This is a genomic window from Intestinibacter sp., from assembly GCF_034113885.1.
Lineage (GTDB): Bacteria > Bacillota > Clostridia > Peptostreptococcales > Peptostreptococcaceae > Intestinibacter.
The window spans coordinates 1-5,787 of sequence record NZ_JAXEWM010000009.1 but is presented as its reverse complement, the minus strand read 5'-3'; the positions used below and the strand labels follow the sequence as shown (position 1 = coordinate 5,787).

The 5,787-nt window shown below is 29.1% G+C and carries 7 protein-coding genes; 2 read left to right on the top strand and 5 right to left on the bottom strand.

Annotated features, from left to right (window positions below; translation table 11 throughout):
- Together SPD90_RS00570 and SPD90_RS00565 are read right to left on the bottom strand one after the other, a co-directional pair.
- Positions 1 to 915, bottom strand: a 915-nt coding sequence (locus SPD90_RS00570) for an O-acetylhomoserine aminocarboxypropyltransferase/cysteine synthase family protein (protein WP_320923999.1), incomplete at its 3' end; no start/stop codon positions are given.
- Positions 916 to 1,099: 184 nt separating this feature from the next.
- Positions 1,100 to 1,534, bottom strand: coding sequence for an Rrf2 family transcriptional regulator (locus SPD90_RS00565; RefSeq protein ID WP_320626937.1), 435 nt, complete (start codon positions 1,532 to 1,534; stop codon positions 1,100 to 1,102).
- 325 nt (positions 1,535 to 1,859) lie between these two features.
- Here SPD90_RS00565 and SPD90_RS00560 point away from each other — a divergent pair, with 325 nt between their 5' ends.
- Positions 1,860 to 2,759, top strand: coding sequence for an AraC family transcriptional regulator (locus SPD90_RS00560; protein ID WP_320626938.1), 900 nt, complete (start codon positions 1,860 to 1,862; stop codon positions 2,757 to 2,759).
- A 99-nt stretch (positions 2,760 to 2,858) separates the two neighbouring features.
- On the opposite strand, the gene SPD90_RS00555 is transcribed toward SPD90_RS00560, so the two are convergent.
- Genes SPD90_RS00555 through SPD90_RS00545 form a run of 3 tightly spaced genes read right to left on the bottom strand, consistent with a single transcriptional unit; the run spans position 2,859 to position 4,629 of the window.
- Complete coding sequence (locus SPD90_RS00555; RefSeq protein ID WP_320626939.1) at positions 2,859 to 3,347, bottom strand: hypothetical protein; 489 nt, start codon at positions 3,345 to 3,347, stop codon at positions 2,859 to 2,861.
- A gap of 33 nt (positions 3,348 to 3,380) precedes the next feature.
- Positions 3,381 to 3,800 (bottom strand): hypothetical protein, encoded by a 420-nt coding sequence (locus tag SPD90_RS00550; RefSeq protein WP_320626940.1) that lies wholly within the window; start codon positions 3,798 to 3,800, stop codon positions 3,381 to 3,383.
- Positions 3,790 to 4,629, bottom strand: coding sequence for a DUF5685 family protein (locus SPD90_RS00545; protein ID WP_320923998.1), 840 nt, complete (start codon positions 4,627 to 4,629; stop codon positions 3,790 to 3,792). Before SPD90_RS00545 ends, SPD90_RS00550 begins: the two co-directional genes overlap by 11 nt.
- Before the next feature lie 143 nt (positions 4,630 to 4,772).
- On the opposite strand from SPD90_RS00545, the gene SPD90_RS00540 reads away from it, so the two are divergent.
- On the top strand, positions 4,773 to 5,690 hold the full coding sequence (locus SPD90_RS00540; RefSeq protein ID WP_331680494.1) for a LysR family transcriptional regulator: 918 nt from the start codon (positions 4,773 to 4,775) through the stop codon (positions 5,688 to 5,690).
- Positions 5,691 to 5,787 lie beyond the last annotated feature (97 nt).

Genomic DNA, 5,787 nt, shown 5'->3' with positions numbered 1-5,787 from the left:
ATGTCTTTCAACTCTTAATGATAATGTTTCTAATCCTTGTAAGAAGAAGAATGCATGGAAAGGTGAAAGTGTAGCACCTGTATCTCTAAGTAATATCGCTCTTATTTTTGTTACGAAAGCTGCTGGTCCAACTGCCTTTGTGAAGCTTACTCCATGATAACTTGGGTTAGGATCAACTAAGCTTGGGAATTTTCCTGATGCTTCCCAGTCAAATTTACCACCATCTACTATTACTCCACCTATAGTAGTTCCATGACCTCCTATAAATTTAGTAGCTGAATGAACTACGATATCTGCACCATATTCTATCGGTCTTATAAGATAAGGTGTACCAAAAGTATTGTCTATTACTAGTGGTATCTTATGAGCATGTGCTATTTTCGCAATTTCTTCTATATCTACTACATCTGAATTAGGATTTCCTAATGTTTCTATAAATACTGCTTTTGTGTTTTCTTGTATTGCATCTTCTATAGCTTTTTTATCTGCTGGATCTACGAATGTTGTTTGCACTCCATATTCTGGGAATGTATGTGCTAAGTAATTGTATGTACCTCCGTAAATATTATTAGCTGCAACTATGTGATCTCCATTTTGAGCTAAGTTTTGGAATGTATATGCTAATGCTGCTGCTCCTGATGCTACTGCTAATGCTGCAACCCCTCCTTCAAGTGCTGCTATTCTTTGTTCAAATACATCCTCTGTTGGGTTAGTTAATCTTCCGTATATATTACCTGCATCGCTTAATCCGAATCTAGCTGCTGCATGGTCGCAATTTCTAAAAACATATGAAGATGTCTGATATATTGGTACTGCTCTTGCGTCTGTAACTGGATCTGGTGATTCTTGTCCTACGTGAAGTTGTAATGTTTCAAATTTTAAATTTCTATCTTTTCTACTTATTTTGTTTGTCATATTTCTTACCCCCTGCAATTATATTATTTATCTCAATTTTTTAATTTCCAATTCCTACCTATTTGGTATGATTTAATAATAATCGATATTCCATACTATGTCAATAGGAAATATATAATTTTTTCCAAAAAAATAAAACTGCCTAAAATATTGGCTATTTCAAGCAGTTTTCACAATTAAAAATTTAAATAATATAATTATTATTTTTATTTAGTTGCCATTGAACTAAGTCTTCGAGAGTTATATTGTCTACAACATCGCTTATAGCTTTGTCTAGTTTTTTCCATAATTCTAAAGTTGCGCATTGAGCTTGCCTACTACATTGGTTTATCTCATCATCTAAACAAGCAACCGGACTCAAGCTTCCTTCTGTCAATCTCAAAATCATACCTACTGTATATTCTTTTGGATGTCTAGCAAGTCTATGTCCTCCTTGAGGACCTCTTATACTTTTTATAAACCCAGCTCTATTAAGTATTGATATTATTTGTTCTAGGTATTTATCAGATATTTCTTGTCTTTTAGCGATATCTCTTATTCTTATACATTTTCCTTCATCATTTATAGCTAAATCAATCATTAAGCGCAGTGCATATCTTCCTTTAGTTGAAATCTTCAAATTTGCCATCTCCTTATCTAAAAAAATTTTATAATTTATAGCTTATATAATAATTTTTAATAATTTACAAATCTTTTAATTAGTATATCATATTTTTTTAGATATGAAAAAAGGACCCTGGTCATTTTTTTGGAGGGGTCCCTTCGTTAGGTTTGGTATATTATTTTTTTAGCTCAAAAGCTATGGATAATTTCTATTTTATTTGGTTAGTTTTATTTGCTTAACTTCTTATTTTCATTTATAATTATATCGTCTAGATATTATTATTTCTATAAGTATATTAACTAAAAAATATCAATATATTAACATATAAGGAGGAATTTTAATGCGTTCTAAGGAAATGGTTTTAAATGATAATTTAGAAGATATAAGTATTGAAAAAATGTATTCGTTTCCATTCGAAGTTAGTTTTAGCGAAATTAGAAAACTATCTAAAGGTTATGTTAAGCTTCACTGGCACGATGAACTACAAATATCAATAGTTACTAAAGGTTCTGTAGAATTTATAGTTGGAGAAAAATCATACATTTTAAAAAATGGCCAAGCTATATTCATAAATACTCAAAGAATTCATATGGCCAAAAGTGTAGGCGATGAAGATTGCATCTATCATTCTATAAACTTCGACGCTAAGTTATTAAAAATGTTCCCAGGAAGCATAATCGAACAAAAATATATTGAACCAGTACTTACAGCAGAAAACTTAAATTCAATTGAATTTTATGGTAATAGCCAATGGGAAAAGGATATCTTAGGGCATATAGGTGATATTATAAACGCCGATGTAATAAAGCAAAAGGGATATGAATTAAAAATATATATTAGTTTGTTAAATTTTTGGCTTTTATTAGTTGAAAATGAAAACGATATATTTTCTAAAAAAACTGAGCCTAAACCTATTAATGAACAAAGGGTTAAAGATGTACTATCTTTTATCCATAGGAATTATGGTCAAAAAATAACACTACAAGATATCGCTGATTCAGTGTTTGTAAGCAAAGGAGAATGTTGTAGATTTTTCAAAAAATCTGTTAAAATGTCTCCTTATGATTATTTAATCAACTATAGAATTAACGAAAGTATGAAACTACTAAAAGGAAGTAACAGTTCTATATTAGATATCGCTGAAAGAGTTGGATTCAATAATGTCAGCCATTATATACAAATATTTAGAAAAAAAACTGGTTTGACTCCTCATGAATATAGAAATTCTAAACAAGAATAATAGAAATAAAGCCTCCTATAATAAAACCCAAATTTATTACATGAGGCTTTTCTGTCAAACACATGAATCTCTCAAAATAACAGCTTTTTTAATTAATTTCTATCTATTAATCATATTCTTTAGCTTTTGGTTATAATAATCTATAAATAAAGAATATGCATAATCATAAACTAAAAATACTACTTCAAACAATAGTATTAAATACCATTGTTTAGGTACATATACAAATTGTCTCACGATAAAATAAACTATCGCCAAAACTACATTGGCATAAATCAATTTTAAAATATATTCTACATAAACAGGTCTATCTTGCTCAACTAGATACTTAATCAAGCCGTATACTCCAAATGTGAAAACATATATAATCCAATGAGCTTTATTACTAATCACTATAAATCCTAATACAACAGATGCAATATAAAATACCGCTCCCGTCTTAGGACCCCAGTTCATAATAATAACGGCAATCGGAAGAGATGCTAATCCTAATAGAAAAAGAGTATTTGTTTGAAGCACATTTAGCATAGCAAACAAAAGAACATCTACTGCCAACAGTATTCCTGAATATGCAATTTTTCTGCTCATATACTCACTCTCCCATATTATTTAAATTACTTCCTAGCAACAGCTTATGAAGTCTCCTCCAAAACATTCACAACATTGATCTGCACACCATAATTGGCATATTGTATCACAACAATCATCGCCACAACAGCAACAACAGCATCCATCTAAGTCATTTCTATTTCTTCTATTGTAGTTATATGAATTGCGATTGTAGTCATTTCTATATTGATTGTATTGATTATATGCATGGCTGTATTCTTCGTTAGTAGGTTCCATAGTAGCAGCTTTTGTAATGTACTCTTCACCTTCATCATAATATCCGATTTTCATAGCTGACAATCCAGTTAGATAGTACCATTCACTACATTTATCGCTTATTTTTTGAAGTAAATCATAAGCCTTTTGAAATTCTTTTTTCCCTATTAAAGATCTTATATCGCTAAAATTACCTTGATATACGTTACTGTACATTACTTTCACATCCTTTTTCTAATATATTTTTATATCTCAAGTAAACTCCAGAATAGATTATGTTATCGATAATAGATTTGTTAAATTCTAAATTTAAATCCTCTATATTTTTGGCGACCATTCCTAGAGACATACTTATCAATCTATCCACTTTATTTTTTAGCTGTTCCTTTTTATCTATATAATCTATAAATGGATTGTATCTACCCTTTTTGTAATCTTCATCCAAATCCTCATATGCATCTAATATATAAATATATTTGCCTAAATTAAAGCCTATCATTCTCAAATTTTCTTCGTATTGATCGTGTTTTAATGCGAAAATTTCACCCATTAAATTTCCAAATGTATTAGATACTCTATCTATACTATTTGATTTTTCACCTTCTAATTTTCTTAAGGCTTCTAATTGACCTTTTATATATTCTGACTTTTCAGGGTATTTTTCGTATGCTCGCTTTAATTTTGTCTTATAAAGATTATACGCCAATTTATCCTTTATACCTCTATCGTCATATAAGTTGTCTTCTAATTTGTAATACGATAAAAGTATATTCATACTAGCTGCATATTCTGTAATTTCATTTACTATTCTCATTTTTTTCTTTAATGGATTTGCTATACATCTCTCCTCTGTAATAGTTGACTTAACCTTATAAAGAGCGCTGAGAATTAATATTAAAAATGTAATGTCGTAATTTAATGAGAGCCTAGAAATTTCTCCGTGATTCTCCTTTAGATATTTACATAAACCACAGTAATATCCTTTGTAATAATCAAACTCTCTAAATGTCAAATCCATTTTATTTATTCTTATGTATCCAAACATTAGTGTTCACCTTTAAAATATATATTTTCTTATTAATAAGTATATCATCTTATAATATTTTTATTTATTACAATATATTAAGAAATCCTCTAATTTATATTATAATTTACAATATAAGGTATTTTTATATTTAATAAAGGTTGGTGATTATTATTACTCTACAACAATTAAAATATGTATTAGCTGTAGCTGACAAAGGTTCAATAAATGAAGCAGCTAAAAGCTTACTTATCTCTCAACCAAGTCTATCTAATTCTATAAAGGAGCTTGAACAGGAATTAAAAATTACTATTTTTGTCAGAACTAACAGGGGTATGACACTTACAAACGAAGGATACGAATTTATAGGATATGCAAGACAGGTTATACAGCAATACGAAATGCTAGAGGAAAAATACATAGGAAATAAATCCTCAAAGCAGCATTTTTGTATATCGACTCAGCACTATGGATTTGCCGCAAATGCCTTTATATCCTTAGTTCAAAAATTTGGTGGAGATCAGTATGAATTTACGATAAGAGAAACTAAAACATTCGAAATTATAGACGATGTAAAAAACCTTCGCAGCGAACTCGGAATTATATATTTAAGCAACTACAACAAAACTGTACTCCAAAAGCTTATCCGTGAAAGCAACTTAAAATTTGTATCCTTAATAGAAGCAAAGCCACATATATTTATAAGCGAAAATCATCCCCTAGCAAATAAAAAACTCGTTTCTTTGGAAGATCTAGATGAATATCCTTGCCTTTCATTTGAACAGGGAGTATATAATTCATTTTATTTTTCAGAGGAAATACTCAGCACTCGAAGCGTTAAAAAAAGCATAAAAATCAGTGATAGAGCAGCTATATTTGACTTCATGGTCGGACTAAATGGATATACAATATCTTCTGGCATATATCCTTCGTACTTTTTAAATGGAAGAAATATCATATCTATTCCTCTCAATGTAGATGAAGTTATAAATATCGGAATAATCATGCATAAGGATATAACTCTATCCCATCTAGGTCAGCTATATCTAGAAATACTAAAAAGCTTTTTTAATAATAAATAAAAAAAGCTATGTAGTTTAGATTTTTTTTTCTAAGCTACATAGTTTTTTTGTATTTAATAATTTTACTTATAATTATAATAAAAAATATATTTTTTAA

Bases quoted from the DNA above. Each gene is read 5' to 3' on its own strand.
- SPD90_RS00555 (WP_320626939.1), bottom strand. From the start codon at position 3,347: ATGAGCAGAAAAATTGCATATTCAGGAATACTGTTGGCAGTAGATGTT.
- SPD90_RS00560 (WP_320626938.1), top strand. From the start codon at position 1,860: ATGCGTTCTAAGGAAATGGTTTTAAATGATAATTTAGAAGATATAAGT.
- SPD90_RS00550 (WP_320626940.1), bottom strand. From the start codon at position 3,800: ATGTACAGTAACGTATATCAAGGTAATTTTAGCGATATAAGATCTTTA.
- SPD90_RS00545 (WP_320923998.1), bottom strand. From the start codon at position 4,629: ATGTTTGGATACATAAGAATAAATAAAATGGATTTGACATTTAGAGAG.